Here is a 16,946-nt window from a genome sequence, read left to right as displayed (position 1 = left end):
TTGACCGAACTTCCCGCCTTCCGCGCGAAGACTCTACCGGACGTCGAAACGGCCTTCACGGGCGAGGTTGCCGAACTTGGTGGTGTCGCCGTGGAAGTGCAGCTTTACCGTGCCGATCGGACCGTGACGCTGCTTGCCGATGATCACTTCGGCGACGTTGTTGATCTTCTCCAGGTCTTCCTGCCAGGTCATGTGTTCGGGCGTGCCCTCGCGCGGTTCGGCGCGGCTGAGGTAGTAGGCCTCGCGATAGACGAACATGACGACGTCCGCGTCCTGCTCGATCGAGCCCGATTCCCGCAGGTCCGAGAGTTGAGGCCGCTTGTCCTCGCGGTTTTCGACCTGACGCGAGAGCTGGGACAGGGCGATGACGGGCACACCCAGTTCCTTGGCCAGGGCCTTGAGGCCGCCGGTGATGGCCGACACTTCCTGCACGCGGTTGTCGCCCTTTGAGCCGTCTGTGGTCACCAGCTGCAGGTAGTCGACAACGATCAGGTCGAGGCCGTGCTGGCGCTTCAGGCGTCTGGCCCGGGCGGTCAGCTTGGCGATCGACAGGCCGCCGGTCGCGTCGATGAACAACGGCGCTTCCTGCACCTCGATGGCCCCGTCGCGGACCCTGCCGAACTCGCTGGCGTCGATCTCGCCCTTGCGCAGGCGGTCCGACGAGACGCCCGACACATCCGCCAGCAGACGCATGGCCAGCTGCTCGGCGCTCATTTCCAGCGAGAAGAAGGCGACGACCCCGCCGTTGACAGTCTTGCGCGTCCCGTCGGGCTGCGGCTCCCACGCGTAGGCGCGGGCCACGCTGAAGGCGATGTTGGTCGCCAGCGCCGTCTTCCCCATCGACGGTCGGCCGGCAAGGATCAGCAGGTCCGAGGGGTGAAGGCCGCCCAGCTGCTTGTCCAGATCGGTCAGGCCAGTCGAAACGCCGGCCAGGCCGCCGTCGCGACTGTAGGCTTCCGCGGCCATCTGCACGGCCCCGGTCAGGGCGTCGGCGAAGTTGACGAACCCCGTCGATGCGGTGCCGCTTTCGGCCAGGGTGTAGAGTTTCTGTTCGGCAGCCTCGATCTGGTCGCGCGCCGAAATGTCGGCGTCATGCGCCTGGGCCTCGACAGTGATCTCGCCCCCGATGCGGATCAGGTCGCGACGCAGCGCCAGATCATAGATTGCGCGGGCATAGTCAGGCGCATTGGCCGCCGGCGGAGCGCGGTCGACGAGGTCGGCCAGATAGCGGACGCCGCCCAGTTCCTCGAACGCCGGATCCTGCTTGAATTCGTCGGCGAGCAGGATCGGTTCGGCCAGCTGACCCTTGCGGATATGGGATTCGAGCGCCGCAAACAGCCGCTGGTGGAACGGTTCGTAGAAGTGGCGCGCCTGCAGCCGGTCGCTCAGCCGCTCATAGGCGGCGTTGTCATAGAGCAGGGCCCCGAGCAGGGCCTGCTCGGCCTCGATGTTCGACGGCGCCACCGCGAGGGGCGCGTCATTGTGGACCGGACGGAGATCGAGCGCTGGAACGAGAGCCATGAGCCTAGGTTAACGAAGTCGGTTCGCGGCCGCGCGGATCGATCCGTCGCACCCGCGATTCAGTTGTGGAGTTCCATGTATGTTCGCACGGCTCCGGGCGGGCCGGCCTACACATGTGCGCGACATGAAAAAGGGCGGCCCGGAGAACCGGACCGCCCTGATTTTTCAGCCTTTGGAAACGACCTAGCGGTCGTCGCCGAAGCCGCCGTCGTGCGAGCCGGCGCCGCCCTCGAGCATGTCGGCCGCGGACTCGGCCGCCAGGGCCGCGTCTTCGTCGTACTGCGAGGCGATGACGTTCTCGCCCTTGGCCTGACGCTCAGCTTCGTCCGCGGAGCGGGCGATGTTGATGTTCACCGAAACGGTGACTTCCGCGTGCAGCTTCACCTTCACGGGGTGAACGCCCAGGGTCTTGATCGGCTTGTCGAGGATGACCATCGCGCGGTCGATCTTGCCGCCGGCGGCGTTGACCATGTCGGCAACGTCGCGGCCGGAGACCGAGCCGTACAGCTGACCGGTTTCGCCTGCCTGACGGATCAGGATGTAGGACGTGCCGTCGAGGGCCGTACCCGCTTCAGCGGCGGCTTCCTTGGCGTGGGCGTTGCGAACCTCGATCTCGGCGCGCTGGGCGTCGAAGACCTTCAGGTTGGCGGCCGTGGCCCGGAGCGCCTTGTGGCGGGGCAGGAGGTAGTTGCGCGCGAAGCCGTCCTTGACGGTGACGACGTCGCCGAGGGCGCCGCGGCCCTCCACGCGTTCGAGCAGGATAACTTTCATCGGTCCGGTTCCCTTACTTCACGACGTAGGGGAGCAGGGCGAGGAAGCGGGCGCGCTTGATGGCGCGGGCCAGCTCACGCTGCTTCTTGGCCGAGACGGCGGTGATGCGCGACGGCACGATCTTGCCGCGCTCGGAGACGTAACGCTGAAGGAGCTTGACGTCCTTGTAGTCGATCTTCGGCGCGCCGGCGCCCGAGAACGGGCAAACCTTGCGACGACGATAGAAGGGGCGACGGGCGCCGGCGGCGGCCGGAGCGGCCGAGGGGGCGTCGTCTTCAGGCGAGATATCGATATCGGACATGATCTGTTTCTCCCTTACGCCGGCACGAAGTCGTCGCGGGGACGATCGCCACGGTCGGGACGATCGCCACGTTCAGGGCGGTCGGGACGGTCGCTGCGATCGCGATCGCGGCGGGCGAGAACCGGCGACAGTTCCAGGTCGAGTTCCTCGACGCGGACGGTCATGTAGCGCAGCACGTCTTCGTTGATCGACAGCTGGCGTTCCATTTCCTTCACGGCCGGCGCCGGAGCGTCGATGGCCATAAGGGAATAGTGACCCTTGCGGTTCTTCTTGATGCGGTAGGTGAGGTTACGCAGGCCCCAGTACTCGATCTTGGCGATGTGGCCGCCGAGACCTTCAATGATGGCCTTCATATCTTCGTTGAGTTGCTCAGCCTGTTGGGGCGAGATGTCTTGCCGTGCGATGAGCACGTGTTCGTAAAGCGCCATGTTTTCCTTCTTCCGTTTGGAAGGCGGCGCGGCTCCGGGCGGAAGCTCCCGAAGTCACGATGGGTCTGTTCGCGGCGGCCGGGAGTTTCCCGACCTGAAAGGCTCCGCGAGAGACCGCCTTCCGTGAAGGGCGCGCTAGTAAGCGAGATTGGCCGCAAAGGCAAGCGCGGCCGGGGACATGTACCGCAGTCGCCTGTCCCCTTCGCTCCTACTTCGGGTGCGTCCTGCGCCAGGCGGTGACGGCTTCCTTGGCCTTGGCGATGTGCGAGGTCGGGTCGGTGAGGGCCGTGTAGGCCAGCAGGATCTTGCCGTCCGGCGCGATGACGTAGGTGACGCGGTCTGACAGGCTCGGCTTGAAGGCCAGCACGGCGTCGTAGGCCTTGATCGTGTCGGCGCTCACCCCGGCGACCGGGAAGGCGTCCCGGCATTCTTCCTTCGAGAACTTCGCCAGATCTTCGACCCGGCCGGCGGTGACGCCGACGACGCTGGCGCCCATGGCGGCGAACTCCGGTGTGGCGACGGCGAACTCATGCGCCTCGATGGTGCAGCCGGAGGTGTAGGCTGACGGGAAGAAGTACAGCACCACGAGCTGGTTCTTCTTCAGGGCCGTCGATAGCTTGAATGGCGAGGGCTGGCCGCCCTTGAAGGCGGTGGTGGTGAAGTCGGGAGCGGTCACGCCGACCTTCAGCGCCGCAAAGGCGGGGGCCGCGACGAGCGACAGGGCGACGGCGGCGGCGGCAAGGCGTTTCATGACAGGGACTCCCGGTTCACCGGGATAGTTAGACCGTCCGGCGAGGGCGTCCAGTCATGGTTGTGTAGCGGCCCCGGCGACCAGCGCCGAGCCGTCCCAACGCCACCAGGTCCGTTTGCAGTCCTTGCCGTTGAGACCGCAGTCGTCTGCGCCGCCGAGCGTTACAAAGGTCGCCGCGACCCCGGTCACGTCGAGCCCCCATTCGACACCCTCGCCGCGCCAGGCGGCGACATGGCCCGCCGGGGTGCTGACAAAGACGATGATCGGCAGCATCGGCACGCTCTCGGGCGCATCCTCGGCCCAGGCGCAGGTGTCATAGGGGCCGCCGACAACCCAGTCCGGTTGCCCGTCGGCGTTCAGGTCGCCGAGTTCGGTGACGAAGGCCTCCTCGTAAGGATAGGTCCGGCCGAGCGCCTTGCAGCGGGCCGTGCGCTCCGCCAGGGCCGCGCGCACAGGCGCCGGCAGGCTCGCCTCGGGCGGAATGACCAGCCGCACGGGACCGCCCGCCAGGAAGGTCTCGCCCCCGGTCCCGACCCGAGCGACGAAGCGGTTGATCGAGCCGGACCAGGCGTAGCTGCGCGGGCAGGGATCGACGCCGAACCCGCCGCAGATCGAGCCGTGGAAGTCGACGTCGAGCCGTGTTCCGGTCCTCGCGCGACGGAGCTTGATCATCCGGACCTGGGTATCCATCACTAGATCGAAGCCGCCGGTGGCGTTCGACACCCAGAGCTGCTGCCGGCAGCCGCCGGTGCCGCAGAAGTAGGAGGCGTTGGGGGCCTTCTCGAAGTCGACGCGCCAGTCCGCGACGCCGTCGTCATTCACCACCACGCGGCGGAACATCGCCGCCGACGCCGTGAAGGCCGGAGGATTGTAGTCGGCGTCGTCCGGATCGTGGGGATCCGGCGCCATGACCGCATCGATTTCGGCCTGGACCGCCCGGCGGATGCTGTCGGGCGCGGCGGCGGCATAGGCGCCTCCGGCCGAAACCAGCAGCGCGATCAGAGCCAGCACAATCTTCTTCACAGCGACCCCACGGCGACGGAATGGCGCGTGCGGGCAGGCCGCACGACGATCCGCCACCGTGGCGCGTCGCCGGCCGTTCCGCATACCCTCATACGGGGGGCGTCAGAGCGCCGGGTCGACCAGGATCTTCACATTGGTCTCCGGATTGCCAAGATCGACGAAGGCCTGGGCCACGCCGTCGAGACCGACCTTTGCGGTGATCAGCGGCTCCACATTGATCCGCCCTTCGGCGATGTCACTGAGCGTCTGGGCGAATTCGTCGGGCTGGTAGCCGAGCACGAAACGCAGATCGAGCTGCTTGTTGATCGCCAGCGAGGGCTCGATCCTGTCCGGCTCCATGCAGACGCCGGCGACGATGATCTGGGCCTTGGGCGGGCAGCCCTCGATGACGCTCTGCAGTACGCCCGGCGCGCCGACGCATTCGAAGACGACGGGGCGGCCGAAGCTCTGGCCGCCGAACATCGCCGCCTGCATGCCGGCAAGGGTCGAGGGCACGCCGAACTCGGTCCATTTGGTGTGCGGGCCTGTCTCGGCCGGGTCGACGATGACGTCTGCGCCCATGGCCTCGGCGGCGGCGCGGCGGCGCGGCGAGAAGTCCGCCGCGATGATCGGGCCGTGACCGCGCATCTTGAGCGCGGCGATGACCGCCAGGCCGACAGGGCCGCAGCCCAGCACCAGGGCGACGGAATTCTTGTCCAGCGCAGCGCTGGCCACGGCATGCACGCCGACGGCCATCGGCTCGGTCAGTGCGGCGTGATCGGTCGACAGGCCGTTGGGCACCTCCAGCAGAAGGCCCTCGGTCAGGATCATCCGCTCGGCGAATCCGCCGGGATACTTGTTGGAATAGCCGACTGCGTCGAAGCCCTCTGGGCCCAGGTTGACCGGCATCGAGACGACGCGCGTGCCGGCCTTGAAACGGTTCGCTCCGGGGCCACCTTCTAGCACCTCGGCGCAGAACTCGTGGCCGAAGACGATGTCCTTCTTCGGGTCCATGTCGCCGCCGCCGCCGGACCGGCGACCCATCTCGACCATGTGATCAAGGTAATGCAGGGCATGCAGGTCCGATCCGCAGATGCCGCAGGCGAGGGTCCTGACCCGCACCTGGCCGGGGCCCGGATCGCGCTCCTCGATCGTGTCGCACACCAGTTTGCCGGCTCGCCGCACGACTGCGCGCATGGTCGTTCTCCCTGTTTTCTTTCGAGCCTAGGGGATGACGTGAGGGCAACGCCAGCGCCAACAGCCGGTATCAGACCAGGTGGGCGGTGATCTCTGCGACAGTCTCGAAGACCGCGTCCGGCTTTTGACTCCTGAGGGCGTCGGGCGCCGTGTACCCCCAGCACACCACGCCGGTCGCGAGGCCAACTTCACGCGCGGCGTCCAGGTCCCGGATTTCGTCGCCGATGCTGATCGTCTCGCCGGGCTTCACGCCGAGTCGCTTCAGCACCTTGCGGAACTTGCTCGCCTTGCCGAACATCGAGGCCCCGCAGTTGAACATGCCGATCAGCTCGCAGAGCTCGGGCCCCAGAACGATGCGGATGTTCTCTTCGGAGTTGGAGCTGACGACCGCCATCGTCACGCCCGCCGCGTGAACCGAGCGCAGCATGTCCTCGACGCCGTCGAACAGGGCGATCCGGCCGGCGTCTTCCTTCATCAGCTTCTGGAAGTGCGCGGCGATCGCCGGCACCTTCAGCGCCGGCAGCTTGTGGATCTTCATCATCTCCCGCGCGCTCAGATGGCGCAGGGTGTCGAGCTGGCTTCGATCGATCTTGCGATAGCCGAATCTGTCCGCCAGCGCGTCCGACGTATCCAGCATCCAGCCGAACGTGTCGCCGAGCGTGCCGTCGAAGTCGAAGATGACCAGTTTGTACGCGGCCAATGAAATCTTCCTGATGCGGAACGGAAAAAACCGTGACGGTTGCCCGTTGTGCACCTTTCCCCTAACCGTGCGCGCCGGATTCGTCACTTATTCGGAGAGGACCCCATGAGCCTCGCCTTCATCTTTCCCGGCCAGGGCAGCCAGACCGTCGGCATGGGCGCGGACCTCGCCGAGGCCTTCGCCAGCGCCCGCGAAGTGTTCCAGGAAGTCGACGACGCCTTGTCGCAGAAGCTTTCGCGGCTGATGCGCGAGGGGCCGGAGACCGACCTGACGCTGACGGAAAACGCCCAGCCGGCGTTGATGGCCGTCAGTCTGGCGGTCATGCGGGTGCTCGAAAAAGAAATGGGCGTTCCGGTCGAAAAGGCCGCCTTCGTCGCCGGTCACTCGCTCGGCGAGTATTCGGCGCTCGCCGCCGCCGGCGCGATCAGCCTGACCGACACGGCCCGCCTGCTGAAGCTGCGCGGCCAGGCGATGCAGCGCGCCGTGCCCGTCGGTCTCGGCGCCATGGCCTCGCTGATCGGTCCGAAGACAGACGTCGCTCTCGCCGAAGCGGCCGCGGCCGCGGGCGCCGAGGTCGGCGTCTGCGTCGTGGCCAACGACAACAACAACGGCAATGTGGTCATTTCCGGCGACAAGGCAGGCGTCGACCGCGCTATCGAGAAGGCCAAGGAGCTCGGCGCCCGCGCCATTCCCCTGAACGTTTCGGCGCCGTTCCACTGTCCGCTCATGCAGCCCGCCGCCGACGAGATGGCCACGGCGCTGGCCGGCACGACCATCCTGGCGCCGCGCGCGCCGCTGGTGGCCAATGTCACGGCGCGTCCGACGCTCGATCCGGAAGCCATCCGCAAGATGCTGGTCGAACAGGTCACAGGCCGCGTCCGCTGGCGCGAGAGCATGATCTGGCTGGCCGGGGAGGGCGGTGTTACCCGCTTCGCCGAGGCCGGCGCCGGCAAGGTCCTGTCCGGCATGGCCAAGCGCATCGCCCCCGACGCAGAGGCTACGCCGCTGAATACCCCGGCGGATCTGGAAGCGTTCGCGAAGAGTCTCTGAGCCCCTGATCCGTTCATCCCGGCGAAGGCCGGGACCCAGGCTTTTTCACTAGGCCCGGAGGATACGGACAGGAACACAAACAAACCTGGGTCCCGGCCTTCGCCGGGATGAGCGGGAGAAGAGAATGTTCGACCTCACCGGCAAGACCGCCCTCGTCACCGGCGCCACAGGCGGCATCGGCGGCTCCATCGCCCGGGCGCTGCACGCGCAGGGCGCTCACGTCGTCCTCTCGGGCACCCGCGAGGCGGCCCTTGAAGCCCTTGCCGCCGAACTGGGCGGGCGCACCAGCGCGGTGACGGCCAACCTGTCCGACTCCGACAGCGTCGACGGCCTGATCGCGGCCGCCGAGGCGGCTGCGGGGCTGCCGGTTGACATTCTGGTGGCCAACGCCGGCATTACCCGCGACGGCCTGATGCTGCGGATGAAGGACGAGGACTGGGAACAGGTAATCAAGGTGAACCTGGAGTCCTATTTCCGCCTCTCCCGCGCCGCCCTGAAGGGCATGATGAAGCGCCGCTGGGGCCGGATCATCGGAATCACCTCCGTCGTCGGCGTCACCGGCAACCCTGGCCAGGCCAACTATGCCGCGTCGAAGGCCGGCATGATCGGGTTTTCCAAGGCCCTGGCCCAGGAAGTCGCCACGCGTAACGTGACAGTGAACACCGTCGCCCCCGGGTTCATCGCCAGCCCCATGACCGAAGACCTCAACGACGCGCAACGCGCGGCAATCCTTGGGAAAATCCCGTCCGGCCGGCTCGGTTCGGGCGAGGATGTCGCGGCTGCCTGCGTCTATCTTGCGAGCGAGGAAGGCGCCTATGTCACGGGTCAGACCTTGCACGTGAACGGCGGCATGGCGATGATCTGACGACCACCATCGATCCGTCGGCTGGCCGCTGGCCTCCCCCGATGGAACATGGTAGCGAAGCCACCGATTTCCCGAGACCGCCGCGGCGGCCGGGACAACTAAAGACTTAAAGAGGACCAGAACGAATGTCCGACATTCTCGAGCGTGTGCGTAAGATCGTCATCGAGCATCTCGACGCCGATCCCGAGAAGGTCACCGAGAAGGCGAGCTTCATCGATGACCTGGGCGCTGACAGCCTCGACAACGTCGAGCTGGTGATGGCCTTCGAAGAGGAATTCGACATCGAAATCCCCGACGACGCCGCTGAACACATCCAGACGGTCGGCGACGCCGTGAAGTTCATCTCGGAAAAAGTCGGCGGTTGATCCGCTGACCCTTTTCCGGTCGATTCACCGCCGCGCGGTGTCGGGATTCCCCGACGCGCGCGGCGGCTTCGTTTTGAGCTGACCCCGGGCGGTCTTCCGGGGCGAAGGAGTTGATCCCATGCGGCGTGTCGTCGTCACCGGTCTTGGCCTCCTGACCCCGTTGGGGCATGGCGTCGAGACGACCTGGAAGGGCATTCTGGCGGGCAAGTCGGGCGCCGGCCGGATCACCACCTTCGATCCCGAAGAGTACGCCTGTCAGGTCGCCTGCGAGATTCCGCGCGTCGACGGACGGGGCGGCGGCGGCCCCGATGTCGAGGGCGCGTTCAATCCCGACAACACGATGGCCCCCAAGGACCAGCGCAAGGTCGATGATTTCATCCTGTACGCCATGGCGGCCGCCGACGAGGCGGTGAAGGACGCCGGCCTGACCGAGGTCGACGAGGAAACCGCGCTGCGCACCGGCGTGATCATCGGCTCCGGCATCGGCGGCCTGGCGACGATTGCCAAGACGGCGCTTGAGCTGGCCGAGAAGGGCCCGCGCCGGATCAGCCCGTTCTTCATTCCCTCGGCGCTGATCAATCTGGCCTCTGGCCAGGTCTCGATCCGCTATGGCTTCAAGGGCCCCAACCATTCAGTGGTCACCGCCTGCGCGACCGGCGCCCATGCCATTGGGGACGCGACCCGGCTGATCAAGTACGGCGACGCCGACATCATGATCGCCGGCGGGGCCGAGGCCTCCATCTGCCCGCTGGGCGTCGCCGGCTTCATCGCCTGTCGCGCCATGGCCACCGACTTCAATGACAAGCCCGAGACGGCCTCGCGTCCCTACGACAAGGACCGTGGCGGCTTCGTCATGGGCGAGGGCGCGGGCGTGGTGGTGCTGGAAGAGTACGAACACGCCAAGGCCCGCGGCGCGACGATCTACGCCGAAGTGGTCGGCTATGGCCTCTCCGGCGACGCCTATCACATCACCGCCCCGTCCGAGGACGGCGACGGCGGCTTCCGCGCCATGACGGCGGCGCTGAAGGACTCCGGCCTGGCGGCCAGCGACATCGACTACGTCAACGCTCACGGCACCTCGACGATGGCGGATGGCCTGGAGCTCGGCGCGGTCACCCGCCTGCTTGGCGATCATGCGAAGAACGTGTCGATGTCCTCGACCAAGTCGATGACCGGCCACCTGCTGGGCGCGGCCGGCGCGGTGGAGGCGATCTTCTCGATCCTCGCCATGCGGGACCAGATCGCGCCGCCGACGATCAATCTCGACAACCCCGAGTTCGACACGCCCATCGATCTGGTCCCGCACAAGGCGAAACCGATGGCCATCGATGTGGCCATGTCCAACAGCTTCGGATTCGGCGGCACCAACGCCTGCGTGATCTTCAAGAAGGCCCCGTGAGCCGAAAAGCCACCCGATCCACTGGTCTGCCGCTGATGCGTCGCCTGTTCATCATGGCGTCGAGCGCGTTCGCGACCTTGTCCCTGGCCGTCATGGTCGTCGGCCTGTGGGGCGTCTGGAGCTACCGCGGACCGGGTCCCGCAACGTCAGACGGCCAGCCGGCCGTGGTCATGCTGCGCAAGGGCGCCGGCCTCAACGAGATCGCCGGCTCGCTCGAGCGTGCCCATGTGATCCGGTCGAGCGCGATCTTCATCGCCGCGGCCCAGGTGACGGGCGCGGCGCGCAGCCTCAAGGCCGGCGAATACGAGTTCAAGTCCCGGGCCTCGATGGCGCGCATTCTCTCCGCCATCCGCGCGGGCAAGACGGTGCGCCACCAGGTGACCATCCCCGAGGGCATCACCTCGGACATGGTCATCGACATTCTCAACGCCGAGCCGGCGCTCTCCGGCGTCGCGCCGACGCCGCCGGAAGGCGCCATCCTGCCGGAGACCTATGACTTCCAGCGCGGCGAGGACCGCGCGGCGGTGCTGCAGCGGATGATGGACGCCCGCGACAAGCGGCTGGCGACCCTCTGGGCCCAGCGCAAACAGGGTCTGCCTATCCGCACGCCCGAAGAGGCGGTGATCCTCGCCTCGATCGTTGAGAAGGAAACCGGCGTCGCCCGAGAACGGCCTCAGGTCGCCTCGGTGTTCATCAACCGGCTGCTCAAGGGCATGCGGCTGGAGAGCGATCCGACGATCATCTACGGCATCACCAAGGGCCGGCCGCTCGGTCGACGCATCCTGCTGTCCGAACTCCAGGCGCCGACGCCCTATAACACCTACGCCATCAACGGCCTGCCCCCGACGCCGATCGCCAACCCGGGCGGCGCCTCGCTGGCCGCGGTGCTGAACCCGCCGTCGACGGACTACATCTTCTTTGTCGCCGACGGTTCCGGCGGCCATGCCTTCGCCGCGACTTATGAAGAGCACGAGCGCAACGTCGCGAAGTGGCGCGCCTGGCGCGCGCGGACAGGCAAGTAGGTGGCGCTTTCGGGCATGACCGGGTTCGCCCGGGTCGAAGGGGCCGAAGGGCCCTGGTCCTGGGCGGTCGAGGCCCGCTCGGTCAATGGCCGCAATCTGGAAGTCCGGTTTCGCGGCCCGCCGGGGTTCGAGCATCTCGAAAAGAGTGTTCGCGACGGCGCCCAGACCCGCTTCCAGCGCGGCCAGATGAACGTGAACCTCCAGGCCAAACGCGCCGAGTCGTCGGTGGCGGTTTCGGTCAACGTCGATCAACTCGACCGCTATCTCGCCCTGCTGGCCCCCATGGTGAAGGCGGGGCGGGCGCAACCGCCCTCGGCGGACGGCTTGCTGGCCCTGCGGGGCGTGCTGGAGGCCGTCGACGCCGAAGATGATCCCGCTGTCCGCGCGGCGGTCGAAGCCGCCATGGCGACGAGCCTGCTGGCCGCGCTTGACGCCCTCAAGGCGTCACGGCTGGCCGAGGGCGCGGCTCTGCTTCCGGTCCTGACGGCGCAGATGGATCGCGTGGCCGATCTGGTGAAGGCCGCGGACGCCGAAGCGGCCGGCCAACCCCTCGTGATCCGCGACCGTTTTGCCCGCCGCCTGAAGGAGCTGGCGGGCGAAGCCGCCTCGGAAGACCGGATCATCCAGGAAGCCGCGGCCCAGGCCGTGAAAGCGGACGTACGCGAGGAGCTCGATCGCCTGGCGGCGCACATCGCCGCCGCGCGCGATCTGCTGGCCTCCGACGCCGCCGCTGGCCGCCGTCTGGACTTCCTGACCCAGGAATTCATGCGTGAGGCCAACACCCTCTGTTCAAAATCGGCCACGCCGGCCTTGACCGCCATCGGCCTCGACCTCAAAGCGGTGATCGAGCAGTTCCGCGAGCAGGTGCAGAATGTCGAGTGAAGAGCCCCGGAAGACACGGGGCCTGATGCTGATGATCGTGGCGCCGTCCGGGGTGGGCAAGACCTCGCTGACCCGTCGTCTCGTCGCCGACCATTCCGACCTGCATCTGTCGATCTCGGCGACAACGCGTCAGCCGCGGCCCGGCGAGCACGAAGGCCGCGACTATCATTTCGTCGACCGCACCGAGTTCGATCGAATGATCGAGCAGGACGACTTCCTCGAGTGGGCCGAGGTCTACGGGAATCGCTATGGCAGCCCGCGCGGCCCGATCATGGAAGCCCTGGCCCGCGGCGAGAGCACCCTGTTCGACATCGACTACCAGGGCGCGATGAAGATTCACGCCCAGGCGCCAGACGACTCGGTTCTCGTCTACATCCTGCCGCCGTCGCTGGCCGAGATGAGCCGTCGCCTGCTGGCCCGCTCGCAGGACAGCGAAGAGGTCATCCGCGAACGCATCGCCCGGGCCAAGGACGAGCTCGTTCAGTGGGAGACCTTTGACTACGTGATCCTCAACGAGGATTTCGACCGGGCCTACGCGGACCTCGCCCACATCTACCACGCCGAACGCCGCAAGGCCGTCCGCAACCTGTGGATCGCCCCGTTCGTCGACGAGCTGCTGGCCGAGGAACTGCCGGAGCTTTAGAGGGCCAGGGCGCTGTTCTGCCCTTACGCGGCTATTGGCTTTGCGGCGTGGGATCCCTGCAGTCGTAGGCCGCGCAGTAGCGGCGGCGCAGTTCGTCTCCGGCCCGGATCAATTTCGGATCTGGAGACTGGGCGCCATTCAGCGTCCTGAAGTCCGGCAAATTCCCGCCGGGAGGCAATCCCGCGTTGAGGTTCCTCAGCTGCTCAAGCGAAAGCGTTCGGGCAAACCGGAGGGATAGTCCCCGCGCCTCGCCTTCCGGGTCGGCTGGGAGAAGCTCGTCGATCCAGGACTGGACGACGGCCTGCCTGTCCGGGGCGACGTCGGCGACGATCCGGCCCGAAGCCTGACCGCGGACGATCCGCTCGGCAATCGGGCGCGCCAACGCCATCGCTTCTTCCGAAGGCTCCGGACCCACGTAGGGCGGGAAAGGCGGCGCGGCGGGAAAGATCATCGTGAACCGCACCCGTGTGGGCGTGGGATGACCGTCCACAAGCTTGGGTGAAAGTCGACCCGTCGAGACTCCCCCAAGCGCCACGCGCTCGTAGCCAACGCCTTCGGGGATCGCGCTGACGACCTTGCAATCCTCGGGTATGCCTGAGACCGGAAGCTGGCAGTCCAAGGTGACCTTGCCGGGCAAGCCGATGAAATCGGCGAAGATGGTACGCCCTGACGGCTCGGCCTGTTTGATCCATTCGGGATTGACGGAGGCCGCGTCCGGGGCGGCCGTCTGTGCGAAGAGCAGAAGAAGCGAGAGGATCATGCGGGTGCTCGACGATCGCCGGCCGGTCGGGGGACCTTGCCCGGTATCGGGCAACGCTAAAGCAGCCGGCCTCGGTCTGTCATCCCTTCAACGGACGATGCGATCGTTCTCAGAGCGCTCGCGCTAGCCTCAGGAACCCTTCGACCGGAACGGTCTCGGCTCTCACGCCCGGATCGATGTCCGCCCTCACGCACAGCGCTTCCCCGCCCAGCATTCTGAGACTGGACCGCAGCATCTTTCGCCGCTGTCCGAAGGCGGCGGCGGTGACCTTTTCCAGCGCGGCGATTTCCGCCTCAGGCGGTCGGTCGGACAGCGGATCCAGCCGTACGACGGCCGAGGCGACCTTTGGCGGCGGGGTGAAGGCGCGGGCGGGGAGGTCCATGACCACCCTGGCGCTGCACAGCGCCTGGCAGATCACGCCCAGCCGGCCGTAGGCGTCCGAACCGACCGGCGCGGCGATGCGGTCGGCGACCTCCTTCTGGAACATCAAACTCATCGACAGCGGCCGCCATGGCCCTGTCAGCCATTTGATCAGCAGCGGCGTGCCGACGTTGTAGGGCAGGTTGGCCACCACATGGCCGGGGCCGCCGGCCAGGGCCGCCTCGTCGACCTTAAGGGCGTCGCCCTGCACCAGGGTCAACCGGCCGTCGGCGGCCTGCGCCAGCTCTTCCAGTAGCGGCAGGAAGCGCGGGTCTTTCTCGATGGCGATGACGGTCGCGCCGGCCTCGAGTAGGGCGCGCGTCAGGCCGCCGGGGCCCGGCCCGACCTCAATGACGGTTTGACCGTCCAGCGGACCGGCCAGCCGGGCGATCTTGCGGGTGATGTTGAGGTCCAGCAGGAAGTGCTGGCCAAAGCTCTTGTCGGCCAGCAGGCCGTGTTCCCCGAGGCTGTCGCGGAGGGGCGGGAGGGAGTCCAGGTTCATCCCCGGCGGTCCGCGATCTGCGCCGCAAGCCGGATCGCCGCGATCAGGCTGTCGGGACGGGCCAGGCCGCGCCCGGCGATGTCGAAACCGGTGCCGTGATCGGGCGAGGTGCGCACGATCGGCAGCCCCAGGGTGACATTCACCCCGCCCCAGAAGTCGAGCATCTTCACGGGAATCAGCGCCTGGTCGTGGTAGAGGCAGATGGCGGCGTCGTAGCCGGCGCGGGCCTCGGCATGAAACAGGCTGTCGGCCGGCAGGGGTCCCTTCAGCGTCACGCCCAAGTCAGCCAGCGCCCGGACGGCGGGCTGCAGGATGTCGATCTCCTCTCGCCCGATCTCGCCGGACTCGCCCGCATGTGGATTGAGGCCGCAGAGCACCATCCGGGGGGCGGCGATGCCGAAGTCACGCCGGAGCGCGCGCGCGGTCACCAGCGCCGTGTTGACGACGCCCTCGACCGTCAGCTGACTGGACACCTTCGCCAGTGGCGTATGGATCGTCACCAGCGCGGCGCGCAGGTCGCCCGCGACCAGCATCATCACCGGCCCGCGCGGCCCGTCCTGCTGGCCGGCGGCGGTCAGGTCGGCGAGGAATTCGGTGTGGCCGGGGAACCGGAATCCGGCGGCGTACAGCGGAGCCTTGGCGATCGGGGCGGTCACCAGGCCGCTGACGTCGCCCGACAGGGCCAGCCCCGCGCCGGTCTCGATCCAGCGGATCACGGACCCGCCGTTGGCGGGGTTCGGCTGACCGGCGACAACTGGCGTCGACAGCGGAATGTCGAGGATCGGGATCGCGTCGGCGAAGACCTCCAGGGCCTCCTTCGGCCCGGTGACGGCGCGGACGGGCGCCGGTGCGCCGGGCGCCGAGGCCAGGGCCTGGACGTCGCCGACAACCATGAAGGCGGGTCCCTGCTCGCGCAGGGCTCGCCACGCCTTGACCGTGATCTCCGGACCGATCCCGGCGGGATCGCCCAGGCTCAGGGCCAGAGGCGCTGCCGTCACCGCGTTTCGATGGTCGCGCTGGTGCGCAGATCGCGCAGGATTCGCTTGGAGATGTTCGACAGCTGGACGCTGATCAGGCGCGACTCAACCTGTTCCGGCGTCGGCAGCTGCGCGCCGCTGGCGCGGCGGCCGCAGACCATGATCAGGTGCAGACCGAGCGAGGTGCGGATCGGCTGAGACAGCTGGCCGTCCGTTGTGGCGGCCACCGCCGTCTGGAAGTCCGGCGCCAGCGTGCTGATGTCGGCCTCACCCAGATCGCCCGCCAGAACCGACGGATCGGCGCCGGCCTTGGCTTCCAGGTCGGCGCAGCCGGTGATCTTCTTGCGCAGACCCTCCAGCGTGTTCGCTGCGGCCTGGATCTGCTCCGGTGTCGCGGTTTCCTCGAGGGGCACGGCGATCTGCTTGAGCGTGACCATGGTCACGTTCGAACCGGCGCGCTTGTCGCGCAGGTAGATGATGTAGACGCCATCCTGGGTCGGAATCGGCGGCGACAGCTGGCCCGGGCGCAGCTGGTCAAGCACGGCGTCGACTTCGGAGGGCATCTCGCCGGCGCCGATCCAGCCGGCGTCGCCGCCGTTGGCCGCGGTCGGCGAGGCCGAGAACTGGCGCGCGACGGCCGGGAAGGGCGCGCCCTTCTGCATCTGGTCGATCAGGGATTGTGCGCCCTGGACGGCGACGTCCATGCCGCCGACACGGGCGGCCTCGATATAGACTTCGCTGATCTGGTACTGCGGCTTGCTGGCCTGGGCGGCCAGGCGATCCAGCGTCGCCTTGATCTGGTCGCGTCCGATCCGCAGGCGGCCCCGGAAGCGACCGCTGATGTAGCCCTGCCAGCTGATCTCGGCGCGGAGCTGGGCGCGCAGGGTCTCCGGGCCAATGCCGGCGGCGCGCAGCTGGGCGATCAGCTGGTCGGTCGTCATGTTGTTGGCGCCGCGGGCCATGTCGGCGATCGCGGAGTCGACGTCGGCGTCCGACGCGACGATGTCGATCTTGTTCTCTTTCTCGATCCGGCGAAGTTCCTGCAGCTGCAGGCGTTCCTCGATCAGCCCGCGCAGGGCCTCACGCTGAAGCTGCGGCAGGTTTTCCTCGGTCGGCTGGATGCCGGCGGTCAGCACCAGAAGGCGCATGCGCTGGACCAGGTCATAGGTCGAGACGATGTCGTCGTTGACGATCGCCGCGACACTTTCGGAAACGGTGGGCAGGGGCGCGTCGGCGGCCGTGATGGTCGGTGCGGCCGGCGGCGCGTACACGGCGGCGGGCGCATCCTGGGCGGACGCTATGGGCGCCAGGCCGAGGCTCACGACGGACACAGCCGCCATCGCCAAGCCCGTCATGCTACGCACCGACTTCATCAATCTGGTCGTTCCCT

Annotated in this window: 19 protein-coding genes; 7 read left to right on the top strand and 12 right to left on the bottom strand. The window is 67.7% G+C overall.

Translation table 11 applies throughout. The features are described from left to right. Positions 1-33 precede the first annotated feature (33 nt). From ACODSL_RS09250 to ACODSL_RS09215, 8 genes are all read right to left on the bottom strand, one after another. On the bottom strand, positions 34-1,521 hold the full coding sequence (locus ACODSL_RS09250) for a replicative DNA helicase (RefSeq protein ID WP_488900391.1): 1,488 nt from the start codon (positions 1,519-1,521) through the stop codon (positions 34-36). Positions 1,522-1,704: 183 nt separating this feature from the next. Beyond that, entirely contained in the window at positions 1,705-2,292 is a 588-nt protein-coding gene (gene rplI, locus ACODSL_RS09245; RefSeq protein ID WP_488900390.1) for a 50S ribosomal protein L9, read from the bottom strand. Positions 2,293-2,305: 13 nt separating this feature from the next. Further along, a complete protein-coding gene (gene rpsR, locus ACODSL_RS09240) occupies positions 2,306-2,593 on the bottom strand; it encodes a 30S ribosomal protein S18 (RefSeq protein WP_488900389.1) in 288 nt (95 codons plus the stop codon). 14 nt (positions 2,594-2,607) lie between these two features. Further along, positions 2,608-3,021, bottom strand: a complete 414-nt coding sequence (rpsF, locus tag ACODSL_RS09235; RefSeq protein ID WP_488900388.1) for a 30S ribosomal protein S6 — start codon at positions 3,019-3,021, stop codon at positions 2,608-2,610. A gap of 208 nt (positions 3,022-3,229) precedes the next feature. After that, positions 3,230-3,772, bottom strand: a complete 543-nt coding sequence (locus ACODSL_RS09230) for a peroxiredoxin (RefSeq protein ID WP_488900387.1) — start codon at positions 3,770-3,772, stop codon at positions 3,230-3,232. Between the two features lie 54 nt (positions 3,773-3,826). Next, the gene (locus ACODSL_RS09225; RefSeq protein WP_488900386.1) at positions 3,827-4,795 is read right to left on the bottom strand and encodes a hypothetical protein; all 969 of its coding nucleotides are present in this window, start codon (positions 4,793-4,795) and stop codon (positions 3,827-3,829) included. Between the two features lie 102 nt (positions 4,796-4,897). Continuing rightward, positions 4,898-5,971: a zinc-binding dehydrogenase gene (locus ACODSL_RS09220; protein ID WP_488900385.1), complete on the bottom strand. Its 1,074-nt coding sequence runs from the start codon at positions 5,969-5,971 to the stop codon at positions 4,898-4,900. A 70-nt stretch (positions 5,972-6,041) separates the two neighbouring features. After that, entirely contained in the window at positions 6,042-6,671 is a 630-nt protein-coding gene (locus ACODSL_RS09215; protein WP_488900384.1) for an HAD hydrolase-like protein, read from the bottom strand. Between the two features lie 105 nt (positions 6,672-6,776). On the opposite strand from ACODSL_RS09215, the gene fabD reads away from it, so the two are divergent. The 7 genes from fabD to gmk all read left to right on the top strand — a co-directional run bounded on the left by fabD (position 6,777) and on the right by gmk (position 12,897). Continuing rightward, positions 6,777-7,721 carry an ACP S-malonyltransferase gene (gene fabD, locus ACODSL_RS09210; protein WP_488900383.1) on the top strand — a complete coding sequence of 315 codons (945 nt, stop codon included), beginning with the start codon at positions 6,777-6,779 and terminating at the stop codon, positions 7,719-7,721. Between the two features lie 124 nt (positions 7,722-7,845). Beyond that, positions 7,846-8,586: a 3-oxoacyl-[acyl-carrier-protein] reductase gene (gene fabG / locus ACODSL_RS09205; protein WP_488900382.1), complete on the top strand. Its 741-nt coding sequence runs from the start codon at positions 7,846-7,848 to the stop codon at positions 8,584-8,586. Between the two features lie 125 nt (positions 8,587-8,711). After that, the gene (locus tag ACODSL_RS09200; RefSeq protein WP_488900381.1) at positions 8,712-8,951 is read left to right on the top strand and encodes an acyl carrier protein; all 240 of its coding nucleotides are present in this window, start codon (positions 8,712-8,714) and stop codon (positions 8,949-8,951) included. 118 nt (positions 8,952-9,069) lie between these two features. Next, the gene (fabF, locus tag ACODSL_RS09195; protein WP_488900380.1) at positions 9,070-10,350 is read left to right on the top strand and encodes a beta-ketoacyl-ACP synthase II; all 1,281 of its coding nucleotides are present in this window, start codon (positions 9,070-9,072) and stop codon (positions 10,348-10,350) included. A gap of 35 nt (positions 10,351-10,385) precedes the next feature. Beyond that, on the top strand, positions 10,386-11,372 hold the full coding sequence (gene mltG / locus ACODSL_RS09190) for an endolytic transglycosylase MltG (RefSeq protein WP_488900818.1): 987 nt from the start codon (positions 10,386-10,388) through the stop codon (positions 11,370-11,372). Continuing rightward, on the top strand, positions 11,373-12,254 hold the full coding sequence (locus ACODSL_RS09185) for a YicC/YloC family endoribonuclease (RefSeq protein WP_488900379.1): 882 nt from the start codon (positions 11,373-11,375) through the stop codon (positions 12,252-12,254). Further along, positions 12,244-12,897, top strand: coding sequence for a guanylate kinase (gene gmk / locus ACODSL_RS09180; protein ID WP_488900378.1), 654 nt, complete (start codon positions 12,244-12,246; stop codon positions 12,895-12,897). The genes ACODSL_RS09185 and gmk overlap by 11 nt, the downstream gene beginning before the upstream one ends. 31 nt (positions 12,898-12,928) lie before the next feature. Here the strand turns inward: gmk and ACODSL_RS09175 are convergent, their stop codons facing one another. The 4 genes from ACODSL_RS09175 to ACODSL_RS09160 form a co-directional block, all read right to left on the bottom strand. Then, entirely contained in the window at positions 12,929-13,657 is a 729-nt protein-coding gene (locus ACODSL_RS09175; protein WP_488900377.1) for a hypothetical protein, read from the bottom strand. A 109-nt stretch (positions 13,658-13,766) separates the two neighbouring features. Continuing rightward, complete coding sequence (gene rsmA, locus ACODSL_RS09170; protein ID WP_488900376.1) at positions 13,767-14,579, bottom strand: 16S rRNA (adenine(1518)-N(6)/adenine(1519)-N(6))-dimethyltransferase RsmA; 813 nt, start codon at positions 14,577-14,579, stop codon at positions 13,767-13,769. Continuing rightward, positions 14,576-15,577 (bottom strand): 4-hydroxythreonine-4-phosphate dehydrogenase PdxA, encoded by a 1,002-nt coding sequence (gene pdxA / locus ACODSL_RS09165; protein ID WP_488900375.1) that lies wholly within the window; start codon positions 15,575-15,577, stop codon positions 14,576-14,578. Before pdxA ends, rsmA begins: the two co-directional genes overlap by 4 nt. After that, entirely contained in the window at positions 15,574-16,929 is a 1,356-nt protein-coding gene (locus tag ACODSL_RS09160; protein WP_488900374.1) for a peptidylprolyl isomerase, read from the bottom strand. The genes pdxA and ACODSL_RS09160 overlap by 4 nt, the downstream gene beginning before the upstream one ends. Positions 16,930-16,946 lie beyond the last annotated feature (17 nt).

Source organism: Caulobacter sp. FG121, assembly GCF_057809815.1.
This window is presented reverse-complemented; position numbering and strand designations above follow the sequence as displayed.

Coding starts and splice junctions, on each gene's coding strand:
- ACODSL_RS09250 (WP_488900391.1), bottom strand. CDS start 1,521: ATGGCTCTCGTTCCAGCGCTCGATCTCCGTCCGGTCCACAATGACGCG.
- rplI (WP_488900390.1), bottom strand. CDS start 2,292: ATGAAAGTTATCCTGCTCGAACGCGTGGAGGGCCGCGGCGCCCTCGGC.
- rpsR (WP_488900389.1), bottom strand. CDS start 2,593: ATGTCCGATATCGATATCTCGCCTGAAGACGACGCCCCCTCGGCCGCT.
- rpsF (WP_488900388.1), bottom strand. CDS start 3,021: ATGGCGCTTTACGAACACGTGCTCATCGCACGGCAAGACATCTCGCCC.
- ACODSL_RS09230 (WP_488900387.1), bottom strand. CDS start 3,772: ATGAAACGCCTTGCCGCCGCCGCCGTCGCCCTGTCGCTCGTCGCGGCC.
- ACODSL_RS09220 (WP_488900385.1), bottom strand. CDS start 5,971: ATGCGCGCAGTCGTGCGGCGAGCCGGCAAACTGGTGTGCGACACGATC.
- fabD (WP_488900383.1), top strand. CDS start 6,777: ATGAGCCTCGCCTTCATCTTTCCCGGCCAGGGCAGCCAGACCGTCGGC.
- fabG (WP_488900382.1), top strand. CDS start 7,846: ATGTTCGACCTCACCGGCAAGACCGCCCTCGTCACCGGCGCCACAGGC.
- ACODSL_RS09200 (WP_488900381.1), top strand. CDS start 8,712: ATGTCCGACATTCTCGAGCGTGTGCGTAAGATCGTCATCGAGCATCTC.
- fabF (WP_488900380.1), top strand. CDS start 9,070: ATGCGGCGTGTCGTCGTCACCGGTCTTGGCCTCCTGACCCCGTTGGGG.
- mltG (WP_488900818.1), top strand. CDS start 10,386: ATGCGTCGCCTGTTCATCATGGCGTCGAGCGCGTTCGCGACCTTGTCC.
- gmk (WP_488900378.1), top strand. CDS start 12,244: ATGTCGAGTGAAGAGCCCCGGAAGACACGGGGCCTGATGCTGATGATC.
- ACODSL_RS09175 (WP_488900377.1), bottom strand. CDS start 13,657: ATGATCCTCTCGCTTCTTCTGCTCTTCGCACAGACGGCCGCCCCGGAC.
- rsmA (WP_488900376.1), bottom strand. CDS start 14,579: ATGAACCTGGACTCCCTCCCGCCCCTCCGCGACAGCCTCGGGGAACAC.
- ACODSL_RS09160 (WP_488900374.1), bottom strand. CDS start 16,929: ATGAAGTCGGTGCGTAGCATGACGGGCTTGGCGATGGCGGCTGTGTCC.